Origin of the sequence: Phocaeicola plebeius DSM 17135 (genome assembly GCF_000187895.1) — a bacterium.
Lineage (GTDB): Bacteria > Bacteroidota > Bacteroidia > Bacteroidales > Bacteroidaceae > Phocaeicola > Phocaeicola plebeius.
Genome location: NZ_DS990131.1, coordinates 57,920 through 77,000, shown reverse-complemented (window position 1 = coordinate 77,000; position 19,081 = coordinate 57,920). Strand labels below are relative to the sequence as shown.

General features: G+C 41.9%; 16 protein-coding genes and 2 tRNA genes. 8 read left to right on the top strand and 10 right to left on the bottom strand.

The window, feature by feature from the left end:
- Positions 1-62: 62 nt before the first annotated feature.
- The 4 genes from BACPLE_RS11560 to BACPLE_RS11545 are packed head-to-tail and all read right to left on the bottom strand — an operon-like array spanning position 63 to position 3,794.
- Positions 63-1,328, bottom strand: coding sequence for a lytic transglycosylase domain-containing protein (locus tag BACPLE_RS11560; protein ID WP_007562093.1), 1,266 nt, complete (start codon positions 1,326-1,328; stop codon positions 63-65).
- A gap of 3 nt (positions 1,329-1,331) precedes the next feature.
- Positions 1,332-2,114: a DUF5683 domain-containing protein gene (locus tag BACPLE_RS11555; protein WP_223805040.1), complete on the bottom strand. Its 783-nt coding sequence runs from the start codon at positions 2,112-2,114 to the stop codon at positions 1,332-1,334.
- 11 nt (positions 2,115-2,125) lie between these two features.
- A complete protein-coding gene (locus tag BACPLE_RS11550) occupies positions 2,126-3,022 on the bottom strand; it encodes a ParB/RepB/Spo0J family partition protein (protein ID WP_007562088.1) in 897 nt (298 codons plus the stop codon).
- 4 nt (positions 3,023-3,026) lie between these two features.
- A complete protein-coding gene (locus BACPLE_RS11545) occupies positions 3,027-3,794 on the bottom strand; it encodes a ParA family protein (RefSeq protein ID WP_007562086.1) in 768 nt (255 codons plus the stop codon).
- A 214-nt stretch (positions 3,795-4,008) separates the two neighbouring features.
- Between BACPLE_RS11545 and surE the strand changes: the two genes are divergently transcribed.
- Both surE and lpxB read left to right on the top strand, forming a co-directional pair.
- Positions 4,009-4,782: a 5'/3'-nucleotidase SurE gene (gene surE / locus BACPLE_RS11540; RefSeq protein ID WP_007562085.1), complete on the top strand. Its 774-nt coding sequence runs from the start codon at positions 4,009-4,011 to the stop codon at positions 4,780-4,782.
- A complete protein-coding gene (gene lpxB, locus BACPLE_RS11535; RefSeq protein WP_007562083.1) occupies positions 4,779-5,930 on the top strand; it encodes a lipid-A-disaccharide synthase in 1,152 nt (383 codons plus the stop codon). The genes surE and lpxB overlap by 4 nt, the downstream gene beginning before the upstream one ends.
- 34 nt (positions 5,931-5,964) lie before the next feature.
- On the opposite strand, the gene BACPLE_RS11530 is transcribed toward lpxB, so the two are convergent.
- From BACPLE_RS11530 to rsfS, 3 genes are read right to left on the bottom strand one after another with little or no spacing between them, the layout of a single operon-like run.
- Positions 5,965-6,822, bottom strand: coding sequence for a phosphatidate cytidylyltransferase (locus BACPLE_RS11530; RefSeq protein ID WP_007562082.1), 858 nt, complete (start codon positions 6,820-6,822; stop codon positions 5,965-5,967).
- Positions 6,823-6,842: 20 nt separating this feature from the next.
- Positions 6,843-8,873, bottom strand: a complete 2,031-nt coding sequence (ftsH, locus tag BACPLE_RS11525; protein ID WP_007562080.1) for an ATP-dependent zinc metalloprotease FtsH — start codon at positions 8,871-8,873, stop codon at positions 6,843-6,845.
- 22 nt (positions 8,874-8,895) lie between these two features.
- Entirely contained in the window at positions 8,896-9,255 is a 360-nt protein-coding gene (gene rsfS / locus BACPLE_RS11520; RefSeq protein WP_007562079.1) for a ribosome silencing factor, read from the bottom strand.
- A gap of 224 nt (positions 9,256-9,479) precedes the next feature.
- On the opposite strand from rsfS, the gene BACPLE_RS11515 reads away from it, so the two are divergent.
- From BACPLE_RS11515 to BACPLE_RS11495, 5 genes are all read left to right on the top strand, one after another.
- Positions 9,480-9,550: transfer RNA gene (locus tag BACPLE_RS11515), tRNA-Gln, on the top strand.
- A 40-nt stretch (positions 9,551-9,590) separates the two neighbouring features.
- Positions 9,591-9,661, top strand: a tRNA-Gln gene (locus BACPLE_RS11510).
- Between the two features lie 238 nt (positions 9,662-9,899).
- Positions 9,900-11,039, top strand: coding sequence for an OmpA family protein (locus BACPLE_RS11505; protein ID WP_007562077.1), 1,140 nt, complete (start codon positions 9,900-9,902; stop codon positions 11,037-11,039).
- A gap of 154 nt (positions 11,040-11,193) precedes the next feature.
- Positions 11,194-12,138, top strand: a complete 945-nt coding sequence (locus BACPLE_RS11500; RefSeq protein WP_007562074.1) for a TIGR01212 family radical SAM protein — start codon at positions 11,194-11,196, stop codon at positions 12,136-12,138.
- Between the two features lie 29 nt (positions 12,139-12,167).
- Positions 12,168-13,358, top strand: coding sequence for an FprA family A-type flavoprotein (locus BACPLE_RS11495; protein WP_007562072.1), 1,191 nt, complete (start codon positions 12,168-12,170; stop codon positions 13,356-13,358).
- An 85-nt stretch (positions 13,359-13,443) separates the two neighbouring features.
- Here the strand turns inward: BACPLE_RS11495 and BACPLE_RS11490 are convergent, their stop codons facing one another.
- The 3 genes from BACPLE_RS11490 to BACPLE_RS11480 are packed head-to-tail and all read right to left on the bottom strand — an operon-like array spanning position 13,444 to position 17,002.
- Positions 13,444-14,310 carry a mechanosensitive ion channel family protein gene (locus BACPLE_RS11490; protein WP_007562070.1) on the bottom strand — a complete coding sequence of 289 codons (867 nt, stop codon included), beginning with the start codon at positions 14,308-14,310 and terminating at the stop codon, positions 13,444-13,446.
- Between the two features lie 30 nt (positions 14,311-14,340).
- Entirely contained in the window at positions 14,341-14,952 is a 612-nt protein-coding gene (locus BACPLE_RS11485) for an L-threonylcarbamoyladenylate synthase (protein WP_040313049.1), read from the bottom strand.
- 49 nt (positions 14,953-15,001) lie between these two features.
- Positions 15,002-17,002 carry an AAA family ATPase gene (locus BACPLE_RS11480; protein WP_007562066.1) on the bottom strand — a complete coding sequence of 667 codons (2,001 nt, stop codon included), beginning with the start codon at positions 17,000-17,002 and terminating at the stop codon, positions 15,002-15,004.
- A gap of 572 nt (positions 17,003-17,574) precedes the next feature.
- Between BACPLE_RS11480 and BACPLE_RS11475 the strand changes: the two genes are divergently transcribed.
- Entirely contained in the window at positions 17,575-18,936 is a 1,362-nt protein-coding gene (locus BACPLE_RS11475; RefSeq protein ID WP_040313086.1) for an MATE family efflux transporter, read from the top strand.
- Positions 18,937-19,081: the final 145 nt, after the last annotated feature.

The window sequence follows — 19,081 nt, the reverse complement described above, 5'->3', positions numbered from 1 at the left end:
TTTGAATCAATAATGCAAAAATAGAGAAAAATACGAATCAAACAAGCAAATGAGGGGTTTTCTTACCGGATGCGTAGAGATTTGCCAGCCCGGATGCTACTTCCCTTGATTCCGTTCAGTCTCCGTAATTGGCTTACGCTAACTCCGTACTTAGCGGCAATACCTCCTAATGTCTCTCCGTTACGGATACGGTGGTATACAGCTTTCCCGCTATTTTTCCCTTTAGTAGTGGTATTGCTGACTGTTACAGTATTACGACGTGTCTGATAAATTTCCGGTTTGTAGTTGTAGATACTGTCTTCGTGATCAATAAAACAGCTCATCATCTGAGTTGGCAACCGTAAGGCATAAGGCTTCTCATTTCCTGGAATGATATCTTTTTTAAACTCCGGATTGAGCGCTCGTAGTTGATCAATGTCAATCTTACAGACTTCAGCTATTTGATTCAAATTTAATGAGCGGTTGATATGGACAGTATCAGTACTTTCTGGCATGTTCATCTCCATAGGGCTAATGTAGTGCTCGCAATAATAAGTCATGATGTAGTTTGCTGCTACAAATGCAGGTACGTAGCCTCGGGTCTCTTTGGGTAAAAAGTTGTAGATTTTCCAGAAGTCTTTTTCACCTCCAGCACGGCGGATAGCCTTGTTGATAGTACCAGGTCCACAGTTATAGGCTGCTAGAACGAGATTCCAATCTTGATAAATATCATATAAGTCTTTCAAATATCGAGCTGCTGCGCGGGTAGATTTAATAGGGTCTCTGCGTTCGTCCACAAGTGAATTAACTTTCAAACCGTATACTTGTCCCGTGCGAAGCATGAATTGCCACAATCCTACAGCACCCTGTGAAGAAGTTGCAGTTGGATTTAATGCAGATTCAATAACAGGAAGATATTTTAATTCTAAAGGAAGGTCGTACAAATCTAATGCTTCTTCAAAAATAGGCATGTATAGATTGTTGGCGCTCAGCATAAATGAAACCTTTTGGCGGAGCCGGGTAGAATACATGTCTATAAATTTCCGTATGATGTCATTATAAGGCATCTCTATGATGGCAGGAATGCGCTGTAAACGATCCATGTAGATAGAATCGCTGACTTCTGGATTTTGGGTAGTCATTGTACAGTTCTCGGCTGGATTTATGTAATGTTTGGAAATCCAGTCCAAGTACAGACTATCCGTGGTAGAAATCATTCCTTCTGGTAAATCTATTACATCTTCTTGTCCATTAGCTTGTATGGTAATCGTCTTTTCTGTCTGTTGGGCAAAAAGAGATGAAGCGTTACAGATTGCAGCAGTAAGTAAACTAAAAATTATTCTTTTCATCTTTTAAAATTTAATACAGCATTGCAAACCAACTCCTTGCGGACGGTTGCGGAATGCATCGTTGAACACGGTAGGTTCCCATTTCATGCTGAGGTCTTTGCTGATATCAAAATCAGACAGCTCAGCATCTACATAGGCATCAATCACTGATAGCAGATATACACCAATGAATGCAAATATACTTAAGTCGCGTTGACGGCGATAAAGGTCTTTTCGTTTTCGGAAGATTTCCTGCCAATACTCCAAACGGTCATTGACATTTGTTCCGGGGGGAAGGAAATCCAGATAGCTGTTGTTATTGGGGTTATCGCTCATAATGTCTTGGTAGGCTTGCGAATAATCCTTATACATCTGTCCGTTCCATGTCAAGGCGTATGCACATCCTACGAAACCTCCATAAATGATAGGTAGTTTCCAGTACTTCCGGTTGTAAATCTGTCCGGCTCCAGGGATAACGAGTCCTAACCATACTGTACGGTTAGAATTGGGTATCCAGCGTTTTTTCTCCTGAGTTGGAGGTAAGTTCTTTTGAATAGAATCATTCTGTTTTGCTAGAGCAGCTGTATCTATAGGCGCTTCCAGCGTTTCCAAAGCAAGTTGCCGGTGTAGGTTGGTCGTATCGGCCAAGGCTAGACTGTCAGCACGATTCTGTGAGCGGATAGAATCGGCTGTAAGTATACCTTCCCTGCGTTTTTGGGCTCGCTGTGCATTCACTTCCATGTTTCCCCAAGGGATACAGAATAGCAGGATAAGCGACAGAATATATGTAAAAGTATGTGCTCTCAAATTATTTTTGTTTATTCCGTTTTTTTCAAAGAATCCAGAATCTCCATAATTCTTTCCAAATCTGCATCGCTGTTGAAAGGAATGCTGATTTTTCCTTTCCCTTTATTGGTACAGGAAAGCTGTACTTTTGTTCCAAAGAAAGTACATAGATGATTTTGAAGCATAGAGTATTCTTCAGATAGTTGTGTGCCTTTGGCAGAGATTGTTTTTCCTCCACTTTTTATACTTTCACCGTTAGCCAGTGCTTTTACGATTTCTTCCACTTTACGCACGGAATACCCTTGAGCGACCGTCTCATTAAAAATACGTATCTGAGTTTTAGGATCTTCCAGAGTTAGTAACGCGCGTGCATGTCCCATATCTATTTCCTTATTCTTCAAGGCTACCTGGATGGGGGCTGGCAATTTTAGCAGACGTAAATAGTTTGCTATGGTTGTTCGTTTTTTGCCAATGCGTTCGCTCAGGCGTTCTTGTGTCAGTTCATATTGTTCAATTAAATGCTGGTAGGCCAATGCGATTTCCAGAGAATTCAGGTCTTCGCGTTGAATATTTTCAATCAAGGCCATTTCCATCACATTCTCGTCATCTGCAGTACGAATGTATGCTGGAATTGTTTTCAGACCGGCAAGTATAGATGCTCTGTATCGTCTTTCACCTGCAATAATTTGATAAGAATCTTCGTTGAGCTTACGTAAGGTGATGGGCTGGATGATACCTATTTCCGCAATGGAATCAGCCAGTTCTTGTAAGGCGATAGGGTCAAATTCACGACGAGGCTGGTTGGGGTTTACAGATATTTTGTCCAGTTCTATTTCGTTGATGGATGATGATCCGGAAGTTTTCACTTCTTCGTTGGATATCAGAGCATCAAGTCCTCGTCCTAATGCAAATTTTTTTTGTACTGCCATATACTTATTTGCTATTTCTTGTTATAATTTCATTGGCTAAAGCCAAATGGTTTTTAGCTCCGGTTGATTCTGCATCATAAAGAATAGCAGGAATGCCGTGGCTGGGTGCTTCGCTTAATTTGACATTACGCTGAATAATGGTTTTGAAAACCAGTTCCTGGAAATGTCTTTTCACTTCGTCGTATATCTGGTTGGCCAGACGCAAACGCGAGTCGAACATCGTCAGCAGGAATCCTTCGATTTCCAATGAAGGATTTAGTTTTGTCTTGATAATCTTGATTGTGTTTAAAAGCTTGCTGATACCCTCTAGCGCAAAATACTCACATTGCACTGGAATAATTACAGAGTCGGCAGCTGTTAAGGCATTGATGGTAATTAAACCTAAAGATGGAGAACAGTCTATCAAAATGTAATCGTATTCGCTTTTCATCGGCTCTAACGCGCGTCGCATGATTTTCTCACGGTTCTCCAAATTCAGCATTTCGATTTCAGCACCCACCAGGTCAATGTGAGAAGGTATGATGTCTAATCCGTCAATATCGGTTGTATAAATCGCTTCCCGTATATCAGCCTGATTGATCAGACATTCATAGATTGAACAGTCAATGTCTTTCAAATCTACACCAAGGCCGGATGAGGCATTTGCCTGAGGGTCAGCGTCAATCACTAGTACTTTCTTCTCGAGAGTAGCTAAAGATGCAGCCAAATTTATAGTGGTAGTAGTTTTGCCTACACCTCCTTTTTGGTTGGCTAAAGCAATAATTTTTCCCATATTAATCAGTTTATTCTGATTGCGAAGTAACTAATAAATGACGATAGTTTCAATTAAAATTCCATGACTTTTGGGAAAGTGTTGAAAACTCACCTCATCTGTTAATAACTTCACGCGGGCAAAGATATATATTTTTAGCTAATTGCATGATGTGGTTTGGTAAGATTAAGATTTGTTGTAACTTTACACTCATAAAAGTTTGGATAATAAAGATATGATGAAAGAGAAACCATTTCTGTTGTTGTCGAATGATGATGGATTTGCCGCAAAGGGCATTCAGGAACTGATAAAAGTATTAAGACCAATGGCTGATTTGATGGTAGTAGCACCTTCTGGACCACGTTCTGGAGCTTCCGGTTCTATTACTTCAGAGCATCCGCTTCGTTGTAAAAAGATAGAGTCGGCACCGGGATTTTCATTGTACAGTTGTACGGGTACTCCTGTGGACTGTGTGAAACTGGCCTTGCACGACTTGGTACCCCGTACGCCTGATATGGTGATAGGAGGAATTAATCACGGAGATAACTCTTCTGTTAATGTACACTATTCAGGTACAATGGGAGTTGTAATAGAAGGATGTCTGAAAAAAATACCTTCAGTCGGTTTTTCTCTTTGTAATCATGCGGAAGATGCTGATTTTACGCCTACTTTCCCTTATATACAACGTATCGTAGAAGAGGTATTGCAGCATGGGTTGCCTGTAGGCACCTGTTTGAATGTAAATTTCCCTGATGTAAAGGAGCTGAAGGGTGTGCGTATTTGTCGTCAAACAGACGGAGTCTGGACAAATGAGTTCGTAAAGTCTGTTCATCCTAGAGGTGGAAACTATTATTGGCTTACAGGTTCTTACCGGAACGATGAACCTGAGGCACAAGATACCGACCATTGGGCATTAGATCATGGATACGTAGCTATTACTCCTACTCAGATAGATGTAACGGCTTATACTTTGATGGAGCAATTGAATCACTGGAATTGGCAGCTATGAAATATTATTTAATTGTAGGTGAAGCCTCGGGTGATTTGCATGCATCTAATTTAATGAAGGCACTGCAAGAAAAAGATTCCAAAGCCGAGTTTCGTTTTTTCGGAGGTGATTTAATGGCAGCAGCAGGAGGTTCACTGGTCAAGCATTATAAGGATATGGCATACATGGGATTTATCCCGGTGTTGCTTCATTTGCGGACAATCTTTCGTAATATGGATTTTTGTAAGAAAGATATTGTTCAGTGGAATCCTGACGCATTGATTTTGGTGGATTATCCGGGGTTTAACTTGAAAATAGCTGAATATATAAAAGCGCATACGAATATTCCAATCTTCTATTATATTTCTCCTAAAATTTGGGCTTGGAAGGAATACCGCATCAAGAATATTAAACGAGATGTGGATGAATTGTTCTCTATATTACCTTTTGAAGTGGATTTTTTCAAGAAACATAATTATCCCATTCATTATGTCGGAAATCCGTGTGTAGATGCCGTACATTGTTTTAGGCAAGGATATACCGAGAGCTTTGAGGAATTTACCTTTCGTAACGGGTTGGATAAAAAGCCGATTATTGCTTTGTTGGCTGGTAGCCGTAAACAGGAGATTAAGGATAATCTACAGCGAATGATACAAGCTTCCCGTAACTATACAGAGTATCAGTTTGTTATTGCGGGAGCTCCTGGAATAGCACCTGAATTTTATCAGGCTTATATGGGGACTGATACTAAAATTATATTTGGGCAGACATATAGCTTACTAAGTCATGCTACGGCTGCTTTGGTTACCAGTGGTACGGCTACGCTTGAAACAGCCTTGTTCTGGGTGCCTCAGGTGGTGTGTTATTATACTGCTGCAGGAAAACTGGTTTCATTCTTACGCCGACATATTTTAAAAGTTAAATATATTTCTTTGGTCAATTTGATTGCTGGTCGTGAAGTCGTGGCTGAACTGGTAGCGGATGGTATGACCGTAGAAAATGTGAAGCAACAATTAGATGCAATCCTACCTGGGCAAATGACTCGTGAGAAAATGTTGCAGGATTATGATGCGTTGATTAAAATTCTAGGACAGGAAGGAGCTTCTGAACGGGCAGCCGGAAAAATCGTTGAACTTTTATCTCAAAAATATAACAGGTCCTTACAGTAAGACTGAAGGACCTGTTATCAATTTTCTGCTTATATTATTCAATAAAAGAAATGATATACAGATAAACAACCGCTGCTGGAACCGCCATCAGGGTACTGTCAAAGCGATCTAACATACCTCCATGGCCAGGTAATATATTGCCTGAGTCCTTTATTCCAATAGTGCGTTTAAGCAACGATTCTGTCAAATCTCCTAATGTACCGAATATCACAACGGTCAAAGCCAAGCCTATCCAGATACTGATTGGCATAAACGGAAAGAAATGCGCCATTACAATAGCCCCTATGATACTGAAGACTCCTCCACCAATGGAACCTTCCCATGATTTTTTAGGGGATATTCGTTCAAACAAGCGATGTTTCCCGAATAGCATGCCTGTACAATATGCTCCCGTATCATTAATCCATGTGAAAATAAATATTGACAACGGCAATATCGGGTTGTACTGTACCTGATAATGTGACAGTTCTCCTTCATTTCCAATAGAATGATAGGCCAGTACGTTTAACATCGCAAACGAAAGTGCGATGTAGATTTGGCTCATCATGGCATACGCCCAGTTGTTCAGTGGATTCTTTTTCTTTAAATATAGCTCACTGACAAGCAGGTATATGATAAGAAATAAGTAAGGAATCAGTATTTCTGTTTGTCCAGGCATGACACCTAAATAGGCAAATCCGAAAAATAAAAATACACCGGCCAACATACATATAGGTTTGTTTATCTCTACATCCGGTTGTTTGCTTACGATGTTCCCGAACTCATGAATAGTCAGGGCTGTAATCAGTGCAAACAATAGGGTGAAAGAGATAGGACCTCCAAGAATACAACCAATAAGTACTCCTACGAAGATTATTCCCGTAATTGCTCGTTGAATAAAGTTATTTTTCACGTTGGTAGGTTTTTGTTCGGTTATGCTTCTTCTTTTTCTTGGTTTTCTTCCTGTGAAGGGGTGTTGTTTTCACTAGAAGAGTTATTTTCACCATCCGTATTTTCCTGCTTGTTTTCCAGTTGTTTGGTTTCCGGTAGCTGCTCATTGGCCGCCATAATTTCTTCCGAACGGGAAGTCCATGGACGTTTACCGAAAATCTTTTCAACATCTTCTGCAAAGATTACTTCTCGGTCAATTAACAGCTGTGCCAGTTGATTGTGCCCTTCACTATGTTCTTGCAGCAAGGCCTTTGCACGCATGTACTGCTCATTAATCATGTGCTGTACTTCCTGGTCTATAAGCTCAGCTGTATGTTCACTGTATGGTTTCGTAAAGCTGTAATCTTCATTGCTATTATAATAACAGAGATTAGGAAGCTTGTCACTCATACCTGCGTATGCAATCATGCCGTAAGCCTGTTTGGTGACTCTTTCCAAGTCATTCATCGCTCCGGTAGAGATGTGTCCGATGAAAATTTCTTCAGCAGCGCGTCCGCCTAATGTGGCACACATTTCATCCAGCATTTGTTCCTTGGTGGTAATCTGTCGCTCTTCAGGCAGATACCATGCTGCTCCTAATGCACGTCCTCTTGGGACAATCGTTACTTTAATCAGCGGGTTGGCATGTTCCAAGAACCATGAGATGGTGGCATGACCTGCTTCGTGAAGCGCAATGGCGCGTTTTTCGGCAGCAGTCATGACTTTTGTTTTCTTTTCCAAGCCACCTACGATACGGTCAATTGCAGCTAAGAAATCATCTTTATCTACACTCTTCTTTTGATGACGTGCTGCAATAAGAGCAGCCTCATTACATACGTTGGCAATGTCTGCACCACTGAATCCAGGGGTTTGACGCGCTAACAAATCCACATCTACGTTGCTGTCCAGTTTCAAAGGTTTAAGATGAACACCAAACACTTCCTTTCGTTCATTCAAATCAGGAAGGTCTACATATATTTGTCGGTCAAAACGTCCTGCACGCAGTAAGGCCTTATCCAGAATATCTACACGGTTGGTTGCCGCTAAGATAATGACTCCACTGTTTGAACCAAATCCGTCCATTTCTGTCAGAAGCTGGTTCAATGTATTTTCACGTTCGTCATTTCCTCCCATGCTTGGGTTTTTGCCACGGGCACGGCCTACAGCATCAATTTCATCAATAAAGATGATACAAGGCGATTTTTCTTTTGCCTGACGGAACAAATCACGTACGCGAGAAGCACCGACACCGACAAACATTTCTACAAAGTCTGATCCGGAAATAGAGAAAAAGGGTACATCGGCTTCACCTGCGACGGCTTTGGCTAACAATGTCTTACCAGTTCCCGGAGGGCCTACAAGCAGAGCACCCTTGGGAATCTTTCCACCTAGTTCTGTATATTTTTGCGGCTGTTTCAAGAAATCTACAATTTCCTGTACTTCCTGTTTGGCAGCGGCTTGTCCGGCAACATCCTTAAATGTAATGCGATTAGTCCCTTTTTCAAAAAGCTGTGCTTTGCTTCTTCCCACATTAAATACATTTGAGCCTCCTCCGGCTCCTCCTCCGCCACCCATGCGGCGCATGGCAAACATCCAGATACCGATAAGGAAGACAAACGGCAGAACGTTCCACAGGATTATGCTAAAATAGTCACTTTTCTTTTCGTATTGGATAGAACCGGTAAAGTTACCTTCTTTGGTCTGTTCATCCAGAAACTTATCTAAAGCTTCCATGGAGCCGATCTGTACGTTGATGGAAGGACTTCTTCCAACTTTGCTGGCATCTTTTTTGAATACATCTACAATGTGGTCTGGCTTGATATACATTTCCACCGCATTGTTGTCGTATGCCACGATTTTGTCAGCATAGCCTTTGGACACCATTTCCTGAAATTCGGTATAGTTCACCTCTTTGGTGGCACTTCCTTCGTCTCCAGAAAAATAGAGAAAGGCAAAAATCAAGGCAATAATGACATAAAGCCACGTTAGATTAAAGCGTGGTACATTGATTTTTGGTTTATTGTTATCACTCATATTTCTCTTTCCTTATTATATATTAGTCTAAATCTGGTATGTTGGTCAGTTTGGCATCTGCCCACAAGTGTTCCAGATTATAAAAATGTCGTACCTCCGGTAAAAAAATATGTACAATGATATCGCTATAATCCATAGCCACCCATTGTGCATTTCTTTGGCCGTCTATGGCATATGCTTTAGTGCCGGTCTCTTTTCTTACATGTTCTTTGATGGAGTCTACAATTGCCAATACCTGACTGGGAGAGTTTCCCTGGCAAATGATAAAATATTTACAGATGGTATCTTCTATTTCGTTTAAATCAGCTACTACGATTTGCTTGCCTTTTTTCTCTTGAATTCCTTCAATGATTTTTTCTATTAAAGTCGTTGTTTCGTTCATTCTTTTGATTATTCCTATTTTAAAATTGAAAATAAAGTTCTATTATAACATAGGACAAATATACTTGGTTTTCTGTATATCCGAAAATTTTTACTTGAAAGATGAAGAAAAAAGAAGAAAAATATGTTTTTTGAAAGAAAAAAATGCCGAAAAGCTTTGTATGTTCCAAAAAAGTTGTACCTTTGCACCGTCAAAACAAAAAGATGACAATCGTTCTCTGATTTTGGGCTATGGTGTAATGGTAACACAACAGATTCTGGTCCTGTTTTTCTTGGTTCGAGTCCGAGTAGCCCAACTTCATTTGCTGCATTCTCACGGAGAGAATAAAGCCTTATTGGGCTATGGTGTAATGGTAACACAACAGATTCTGGTCCTGTTTTTCTTGGTTCGAGTCCGAGTAGCCCAAACAAAAAAGGTGTTCTGAGTAATCAGAACACCTTTTTTGTTTCTTATTCTCATTGGTGAATTCTCTTAATTCCTATCCGCATTCAGAATCAACTTCTTATGCTATGATTCATAGGACTTGTCGATGCTTAACAGATGTTAATGCGCGCTGTTGTGAAAACAAAATGTTCGATATTGTAGTTATTAAGTCATCGAGATTGATAAAAGTAATTAGGTATTAAAGTTTTTTGAATGAAAAAATGAAAAAGGTAAGTTTTTTAGTAGCAGCGTTAGCTGTATCTGCTCTTTCTGTGAATGCACAAAAAGCGTATGAAGGAACTCGTTTCTTGGATAATTGGTATGTAGGTGTGAAAGGTGGAGTAACTACTCCTACGGCTCATTCTGCATTTTGGCCTAACATGCGTGCTGAAACTGGCATTGAGCTAGGAAAACAGATTACTCCGGTGTTAGGTGTTTCTTTTGAAGGATTGACAGGTATCAATACATCTTTCAGCAAAACAGCTTTTGATGATTTGAATTTAGGTGTATTGGGTAAGATTAATTTAAATAATCTTTTTGGGGGATATAACGGTGAACCCAGATTATTTGAAGTAGAAGGTATCGCCGGATTTGGTTGGGGACATGATTTCATGAACTCGGGTAGTGGTTATGATCGTTCTTATATGGTAAGCCGTTTTGGTGCCAGCTTTAACTTCAACCTGGGTGAGAAAAAAGCATGGGCTGTAAATGTACGTCCGGCTATTGTTTACAGAATGGATGGCGATCGTGCACAACAGCTGAATGTAAACAAGTCGAAGATTGAAATTTTGGCTGGAGTAACTTATCGTTTCGCAAGCAGCAACGGAAAGCACTATATGACTATTCAGAAGCCATACAACCAGGCTGAGGTGAACTCTTTGAATGAAACGATTAATGCCTTGCGTGCAGAAAATGCCCGTAAAGATGAAGCTTTAGGAGCAAAGGATGCAGAAAATGCACGTTTGGAAAAAGAACTGACAGATTTGCGTAATGCACCTAAGCAGGTAGAAACTATTATTCAGAATACACATTCCAAGTCATTGGAATCAGTTGTTACGTTCCGTCAGGGAAAGACCACAATCAGTACTGATCAGGTGCCTAATGTAGAGCGTATTGCAACTTATATGAAGAATAATCCAAAGAGTACGGTATCTATCAAGGGATACGCTTCTCCAGAAGGTAGTGCCGAAGTAAATGCACGTGTAGCTAAGCAGCGTGCGGAAGCTGTAAAGAATATGTTGATAAGTAAGTATAAAATTAGTGCTTCACGTATCACAGCTGAAGGTCAGGGTGTAGGATCTATGTTCTCAGAACCGGATTGGAACCGTGTAAGTATTGCTACTTTGAGTGAATCAGAATAATTCTTTTTTATTGAAATAATGTAGTCTGAAGGCTGTTGCAGGTAAATACTGTGGCAGCCTTTTTTTATGTCTCTTTGTTTTTACATTTCTTGTACAGATAAAGACTGGGAAAAGTAACTGAAAATCCTTATCTTTGCGAGGAATTTGTAAACTCATGGGAGAACGTACACGATACAATGATTTTGCCCGGTTTTTGGCCCTTCATTTTCCTTTTAAGGTGCAAAAAATCTCATTGAATGTGGGATTTACTTGTCCGAATAGAGATGGTGTAAAAGGATATGGAGGATGTACCTATTGCAATAACCAGACCTTTAATCCGGCATATTGTCGGACAGACAAGTCTGTTACGCAGCAGTTGGAGGAAGGAAAAGAGTTTTTCGCCAGAAAATATCCGGAAATGAAGTTTTTGGCATATTTTCAAGCCTACACGAATACCTATGCAGAATTGGACAAGCTGCGTCAGATGTATGAAGAGGCATTGCGGGTAGAAGGAGTTGTCGGACTCGTTATCGGCACGCGTCCCGATTGTATGCCCGAAGAATTGCTGGATTATCTGGAAAAGTTGAATAAGCGAACCTTTCTTTTAGTGGAATATGGTATTGAGAGTACGGATAATCATACTTTGCAGCGAATAAACCGGGGACATACTTTTGAATGTACGGTGGATGCCGTAAAACGTACAGCGGAAAGAGGGATACGTGTGGGAGGTCATGTGATTTTAGGACTTCCGGGAGAAAATCATGAAGCTATCATCCGTCAGGCACGACAGGTGTCCGAACTTCCTTTGACAACGCTGAAAATGCATCAGCTGCAGTTAGTGCGCGGTACACGGATGGCACATGAATATGAGTTGTGTCCTGAAGATTTTCATTTGTATGAGGTAGATGAATACATTGATCTTGTGATTGATTATCTGGAGCGTGTGCGTCCGGATCTTGTGCTGGAACGTTTTGTTTCGCAGTCTCCCAAGGAATTGCTGATAGCTCCAGACTGGGGCATTAAAAATTACGAATTTGCCGTTCGTATGCAGCGTCGTCTTCAGGAAAGAGATACCTGGCAGGGAAAATTCTATGAAGAAGTAAAAAAGGAAACAATATAATATCAAATTTTTAAATTAGTTAGGATTCAATGGAAATTAAAGGTAAAGTTCATTATGTCGGTGTGAACGACCGTACAAAAGCTTTGTTTGAAAATTTGTGGCCACTTCCTTATGGCGTGTCTTATAACTCTTACCTGATTGCCGATGACGATATGGTCGCATTGGTCGATACGGTAGATGTGGCTTTCTTTGAAGTATATATTAAAAAGATACGCAGTGTTATCGGAGACCGTAAAATCAATTATTTGATTATAAATCACATGGAGCCTGACCATTCCGGTTCAATTGCTCTGATTAAGAAATACTATCCTGAAATCGTATTGGTAGGTAACAAGAAGACTTTCGAAATGGTAGAAGGATATTATGGAGTAACAGGTGAACGTTATGTGGTAGGTGATGGAGATTTCCTGAAACTGGGACATCATAGCCTTCGCTTCTATCTGGTACCCATGGTACACTGGCCGGAAACAATGGTAACTTTCGATGAAACAGAAGGTATCCTGTTCTCTGGAGATGCTTTCGGCTGTTTTGGAGCATTGAACGGAGGATGCATCGACCGTAACATCAATACTGATATTTATTGGAATGAAATGCGCCGTTACTATGCTAATATCGTAGGTAAGTTCGGTAATCCGGTACAGAAAGCTTTACAGAAATGTGGAGGACTGCCTATCAAGACAATCTGTCCGACTCATGGACCGGTATGGGAAGAATGTATTCCGCAAGTGGTAGATATGTATGACAAGCTGAGCCGCTATGAAGGTGAAGAAGGTGTAGTGATTGTGTATGGAACCATGTATGGTAATACAGAAGAACTGGCTGAAGCTATTGCAGAAGAACTGAGTGCACAGGGCATCAAGAATATCATTCTGCACAATGTTTCTCATACGCATCATTCTTATATCCTGGCCGACATCTTTAAGTATAAAGCTTTGATAGCAGGCTGTACTACTTATAACATGCATTTGTATCCTGAAATGGAATCTCTGTTGAGCAAGGTAGCTGCTCGTGAAATGAAGAATCGTCTGTTTGGTTACTTCGGCTCGTTCACCTGGGCCAGTGCAGCAGTGAAGAAATTGGGTGAGTTTACTGAAAAACTGAAATTTGAAGTAGTAGGTAACCCGGTAGAAATGAAGCAGAGCATGAAGGCCGACAATTATGCCCAGGCTAAGGAATTGGCTAAGGCAATGGCCGACCGTTTGAAAGCAGACCGTAAATAAATCATCTTTTTGATAGATATAAAAAAAACTTCCACTAAAGGATTTTCCCTTGGTGGAAGTTTTTTCATGGAGTGATATCTGCTTATCAGTCTTTTGCCTGGTGTACGGTCAGTTGCGGGAACGGGAATCCGATGCCTTCTTTGTTGAATGTGTCGTATACGATTTTATTCATGTCAAAATACACATCCCAGTAGTTTTCAGTCTTGGTCCACACACGTACCTTAATATCTACACTGCTGGCAGACAAAGCTCCAAGTCCGATAAAAGGAGCTGGAGTAGTGAGGATTCGTTCATCGGCCGCAATGATTCTCTCCAGTACAGCTTTTACTTTTTCATAATCTTCTCCGTATTCTACACCGAATACCCATTCAGCGCGGCGCATGTCTTGTTTGCTGTAATTGGTGATGGCATTGCTGCTCAGTGCACCGTTTGGTACATAAATAATTCGGTTGTCTACCGTAGCCAGAATGGTGTGGAAAATCTGAATTTCTTTTACTGTTCCGCTGGCACCTTGTCCGTCGATGTAGTCTCCTACCTTGAAGGGCTTGAATACTAAGATGATTAATCCTCCGGCGAAGTTAGACAGGTTTCCGGACAATGCCATACCGATTGCCACACCGGCAGAAGCTAAGATTGCAGCGAAGCTGGTGGTTTCCACTCCTAATTTGCTGATGATGGCAAATGCTAAGATTAGGTTCAGAAGTATGCTGAGCAGACTTTTTAAGAAGGTCTGTACACTGATTTCCAGTTTACGTTTTTCCAAAATTTTGCTGACCAGTCGGCTGATTTGCTTGATGATAAACCGGCCGACGATGTAGATGATAATGGCAGCCAGAATGTCTTTTCCAACCTCGATTCCCCAGTTGAGCAGTCTGTCCAGCAGCTGTTCTACGTTAATTCTTGAAGCAGTATTGCTTGCTTGTGCTGTAGCTTGTAATAATGTAAGTAACATGTGTAATGTGAATTAAATTTTTATAGTTAATCATTCATTTAATATCCCCTTGCCTTGTCGGACAATTTCAGGTACATCATCACAACAATTTATGACGGTAGAAGGTTCAATACCTCCCGTACCTCCATCGATAATAAGGTCTACTTTCTCTCCAAACTTTTCGTCAATCAGCTCCGGCTCAGTGATGTATTCAATGTCTTCTCCTTCCTCTAACGGCAGAGTGGTAGTCAAAATCGGTGCATCGAGCAGCTGACAGATTTCACGGATGATGGCATTATCGGGTACACGGATACCCACTTCCTTCCGGTTGCGGAAGATTTTGGGCAAGCGGCTGTCTGCATTCAGGATAAAGGTAAACGGACCGGGCAGATTGCGTTTCATCAGTTTGAAAGTGGCATTACTTACGCGAGCATATTCGCTGATGTTGCTCAGGTCGTAACAGATAATGGATAAATTATTCTTGCGCGGATCGATATTTTTCAGTTTGCAGATACGCTCAATAGGGCGTTCCTTCAGCGCATGACAGCCTAATGCGTATACCGTGTCTGTGGGGTAGATAATGATGCCCCCATCGTTCAGAATGTCTACTATGCGCTGTAGGTCTTCAGGTCGGTTGTTTTTAGAATATAATTTAAGTAACATGGCGTTATCTACGAAGATTTGACTTCGTATGAACGCAAAAATAAGAAAATTATTTCTTTTTCTTTCGCAGTTCTTCTGCAATTCGATAGTGAATGGCGGCTTCTATTTCCTTTCCGCTTTTTTCGAGTGCTTCAGCAAAATATTCATGAGCACCGGCATGCTGTGGCTTCAGGCTGGTAGCCTTGTCCAAATCGGAAAGCGCTTCTTCCGTTTTCCCGGTCAGCAGACGAAGTTTTCCTCGGTTGTACACTGCTTTGAAATCCTGTGGCCGTAGTTGTACGGCACGATTCAGGCATTCCTCAGCTTCTTCCATTCGGTTTTCATCAAAGAATGTCACTCCTTTTCGTACCCAGGCATCCACATACTCCGGATACAGCTCCAGAGCCTTGTCATAGTTGGCTTGTGCTGCCCTCGGGTCGTGTGCCTTAGTGATGCATTCGTTTCCCATCAGGTAATATTCCCGGGCGTACTTCTGTAAATTCTGGCGCTGTTGTTGCATTTGCTCCTTCAACAATCGGTTTTCTTCCTTTAACCGGTTGATGATGCCTAATTTCCGGCGGATAAAACGCTGTATCAACGGTTTTTCAATGTCATATCGACTGTGGATGGCCTTAAAGAAAGCTTCTAAGAATTCGGCAAAATTGCCTTTGTCGAAAGCTTTTACGGAAGCTACGTATTGAATGTCTGCCTGTGCCTGCTTCATGGCCCTCTCAAATGTCTGGTTGTCATTGAAGCGCTGGGCAAAGCTGACAATTTCCGGTCGGACAAACACATCTGCGTGCGAAATCCGCCGCTTCAACTGGATGCCGTCCAATGAGGTGCAGCGGCTCAGGGCTACATAAGCCTGTCCTCCGGCAAAAACTCCTCCCGTAAAGTCGATAACTACCCGATTGAAAGTCAGCCCCTGACTCTTGTGTACGGTGATGGCCCAGGCCAACCGGATGGGGTATTGTGTAAATGTGCCTAATTCCTCTTCTTCTATTTTCTTTTCCGTCTCGTTATATCGGTAGCGGATGTTGCTCCAGCTTTCCTTGTGTACATCGAATTCACTCCCGTCTTCCGTTATTACATAGATGGTACCGTCTTCCGAAAGGCCTGAAACCGTACCGATGGTACCGTTTACCCAGCGTTTTTCCTGGTCGTTCTTGATGAAAATCACCTGTGCTCCCGGCTTGATGACCAGTTCCATCAGGGTAGGGAGGCTGCTTTCCGGAAATTCACCATGTATTTCTCCTTTTAATGTGATCGGTTCGCCTGGCAGTTCGTTGAGTTTCTTTTCGTTGATATAATCTACATTGTCTCTCCGGGTGGCCAGCGTGATGTACAAATCATTCTCTTCCGGACAAGGTGGTGTCGGAGTATAACGGGTGTTCAATAGTTGTAAATCCGCATTTCCGGCAGTATTGGTCCGGATATGGTCGAGTACGCTGACGAATACCTGGTCTGTTTGCCGGTATACCTTGGTGAGTTCGATGGATACCAGTTCCATCTCCTGAAACACTTTAGCCGAAAAGAAATACGGATTCGGATAAAAACGGTTCAGAATCTCCCGTTCGTCACTTTTTACTACCGGTTCCAGTTGGAATACGTCACCCACTAACAGCAATTGTTTTCCACCGAACGGCTCACGTAAGTTGTGAGAGTACGTGCGAAGCACCTTGTCGATAAAGTCGATGATGTCGGCCCGCACCATGGAAATTTCATCAATGATGATGAGCTCGATGTTCTGAATAAGTTTCCGGTGATCGGAAGAATACTTCAGAAAATCTTTCAGTTTCCGCCCCTGAAACTTCGGATCATCGGGCAGGAGCGGATGAAACGGGAGTTTGAAGAAACTGTGTAGGGTACTGCCACCCGCATTGATAGCGGCAATGCCCGTAGGAGCCAGTACCACATATTTCTTTTTGGTATGCTGGCAGACGTATTTCAGAAATGTAGACTTACCCGTTCCCGCTTTTCCGGTCAGAAAGACCGATTGGCGGGTATATTGGATGAGTTTCAGTGCATTCTGAAATTCGAGGTTGTCGGTATCTATCAGGGTAGGAGTCATCTGTCGTTGTGTTTAGAGATTCATGCAAAGATACGGACAAATGGGAAATAAAAAAAGCGGTTAGAAGTCTAACCGCTTTTTCGTCAGAATATTTACGAGAAGCCTTTCGGCATTTATCAGATTCGTCTTTAAATGCTGAACTTGTCAGCGTCGCAGTTTTATTTGCGTCTTTCGTCATTCAGCATTACATAACCCCAGATCATTGGATCTGCATTTGCAATCTTGTGGAAAATGTTTTTTACCTTTTTCATAATTGTTACCCTTTCTTTTTTTAGTTAGTTTAATTAAATCTTCTTAGCGGACTTCCCAGCCGGCCGTTGTACTTGTTACCTTATTTACCTTGAAAACTTTTTATTGGCCTTTTCTTTTAGCCTTTCTTTTTACACTGCAAATATAGGCCTTTTTTCTTTATAAAATATGTTTTATAGCATGTTTTTCTTGTAAAAGGCCAATTTGTTGATGTAAATCAAATCCGGAGACAGGGTTATTTCTTTTCAATTACATTTTCCTCTTTCTCTCCCGAAAAACTTGTAACTTTGCAGCCGTTTTGTAGAATACCTATGGCAGCAAGAATGAACAATCAGTACGAAGAACGCCTGGGAACGGAGCGGATGCTTCCTCTCATTTTCAAAATGGCTTTACCGGCAGTGGCCGCGCAGTTCGTCAATCTCCTATATAATATAGTAGACCGTATTTATATCGGTCATATACCGGAAATAGGGACAAATGCATTGGCGGGAGTAGGCGTGACCACCTCTATTGTAATTCTGATTTCTTCTTTTTCGGCTATCGTGGGGGCCGGAGGTGCACCGCTGGCTGCCATGGCACTGGGGCAAGGCGACCGGGTGCGTGCGGGGAAATTCTTAGGCAACGGTTTCATGCTGCTGATTCTGTTTACCGTGCTGACTTCGCTGGTATCTTATTTGTTTATGGAGCCTATTCTGCGGTTTGCGGGGGCATCTGTCGTTACACTCCCCTATGCAGAAGATTATCTTTCAGTGTACTTGCTGGGTACCTTGTTTGTGGAAATCTCTACCGGACTCAATACGTTCATCAATTCACAGGGGCGCCCCAATATTGCGATGTATTCCGTCTTGATTGGGGCTTTGCTGAATATCTTGCTCGATCCGATTTTTATTTTCTGGTTCGATATGGGCGTAAAAGGAGCGGCACTGGCCACTATTCTTTCGCAGGCATGCAGCGCCTGGTGGGTGTTAGGGTTTCTATGTTCCGACCGTGCCTCTTTGCGCTTGCAAAAATGTTACCTGAAATTCGACCGCCGTATCGTCGGGGGGATGTTGGCTTTGGGGATATCTCCCTTCATTATGGCTAGTACAGAGAGTCTGGTAGGATTTGTGCTGAACGGCAGTCTGGAGAAATTTGGCGATATATATGTAGGAGCCCTGGCTATTTTGCAGAGTGCCATGCAGCTGGTCAGTGTACCACTTACAGGCTTTGCCCAAGGTTTTGTACCGGTGGCCAGCTACAACTACGGACATGGTGACCGCCAGCGGGTGAAAGACTGTTTTCGCATTGTACTGACGGTAATGTTCTCTTTCAATTTTGTCCTGATGTTACTGATGATTTGTTTCCCTACGGTAGTCGCTTCGGCATTTACGAGTGATTCGGAGTTAATAGCTACCGTAGAGCATGTGCTGCCGCTCTTCCTGGCTGGAATGACAATCTTTGGTTTGCAGCGTGCCTGCCAGAATATGTTTGTAGCCCTTGGTCAGGCACGGATTTCTATTTTTATAGCTTTGCTGCGTAAGGTTATATTGTTGGTACCTCTTGCTCTGGTTCTGCCTCGCTTCTGTGGCGTGGAAGGTGTATTTATGGCCGAAGCAGTTTCGGATGCTACGGCTGCCATCTGTTGTACATTACTCTTCTTCTGGCAGTTCCCGAAGATACTTCGTAAGATGCAGAATCTGGTATAGAACTAATTTTCTGATAGAAATCATCGGCTATGCTATAAATCTTTATAACTTTATCCTCCAAGTATATCGTGGCTATTATTGGGATGGCTTAAAATGTAAAAACGAATACGGTTGTGTTTCCGAGCTGATTAGCCCGGCATGCAAG

Coding starts and splice junctions, on each gene's coding strand:
- BACPLE_RS11560 (WP_007562093.1), bottom strand. CDS start 1,328: ATGAAAAGAATAATTTTTAGTTTACTTACTGCTGCAATCTGTAACGCT.
- BACPLE_RS11550 (WP_007562088.1), bottom strand. CDS start 3,022: ATGGCAGTACAAAAAAAATTTGCATTAGGACGAGGACTTGATGCTCTG.
- BACPLE_RS11545 (WP_007562086.1), bottom strand. CDS start 3,794: ATGGGAAAAATTATTGCTTTAGCCAACCAAAAAGGAGGTGTAGGCAAA.
- surE (WP_007562085.1), top strand. CDS start 4,009: ATGATGAAAGAGAAACCATTTCTGTTGTTGTCGAATGATGATGGATTT.
- lpxB (WP_007562083.1), top strand. CDS start 4,779: ATGAAATATTATTTAATTGTAGGTGAAGCCTCGGGTGATTTGCATGCA.
- ftsH (WP_007562080.1), bottom strand. CDS start 8,873: ATGAGTGATAACAATAAACCAAAAATCAATGTACCACGCTTTAATCTA.
- rsfS (WP_007562079.1), bottom strand. CDS start 9,255: ATGAACGAAACAACGACTTTAATAGAAAAAATCATTGAAGGAATTCAA.
- BACPLE_RS11505 (WP_007562077.1), top strand. CDS start 9,900: ATGAAAAAGGTAAGTTTTTTAGTAGCAGCGTTAGCTGTATCTGCTCTT.
- BACPLE_RS11500 (WP_007562074.1), top strand. CDS start 11,194: ATGGGAGAACGTACACGATACAATGATTTTGCCCGGTTTTTGGCCCTT.
- BACPLE_RS11495 (WP_007562072.1), top strand. CDS start 12,168: ATGGAAATTAAAGGTAAAGTTCATTATGTCGGTGTGAACGACCGTACA.
- BACPLE_RS11490 (WP_007562070.1), bottom strand. CDS start 14,310: ATGTTACTTACATTATTACAAGCTACAGCACAAGCAAGCAATACTGCT.
- BACPLE_RS11485 (WP_040313049.1), bottom strand. CDS start 14,952: ATGTTACTTAAATTATATTCTAAAAACAACCGACCTGAAGACCTACAG.
- BACPLE_RS11480 (WP_007562066.1), bottom strand. CDS start 17,002: ATGACTCCTACCCTGATAGATACCGACAACCTCGAATTTCAGAATGCA.
- BACPLE_RS11475 (WP_040313086.1), top strand. CDS start 17,575: ATGAACAATCAGTACGAAGAACGCCTGGGAACGGAGCGGATGCTTCCT.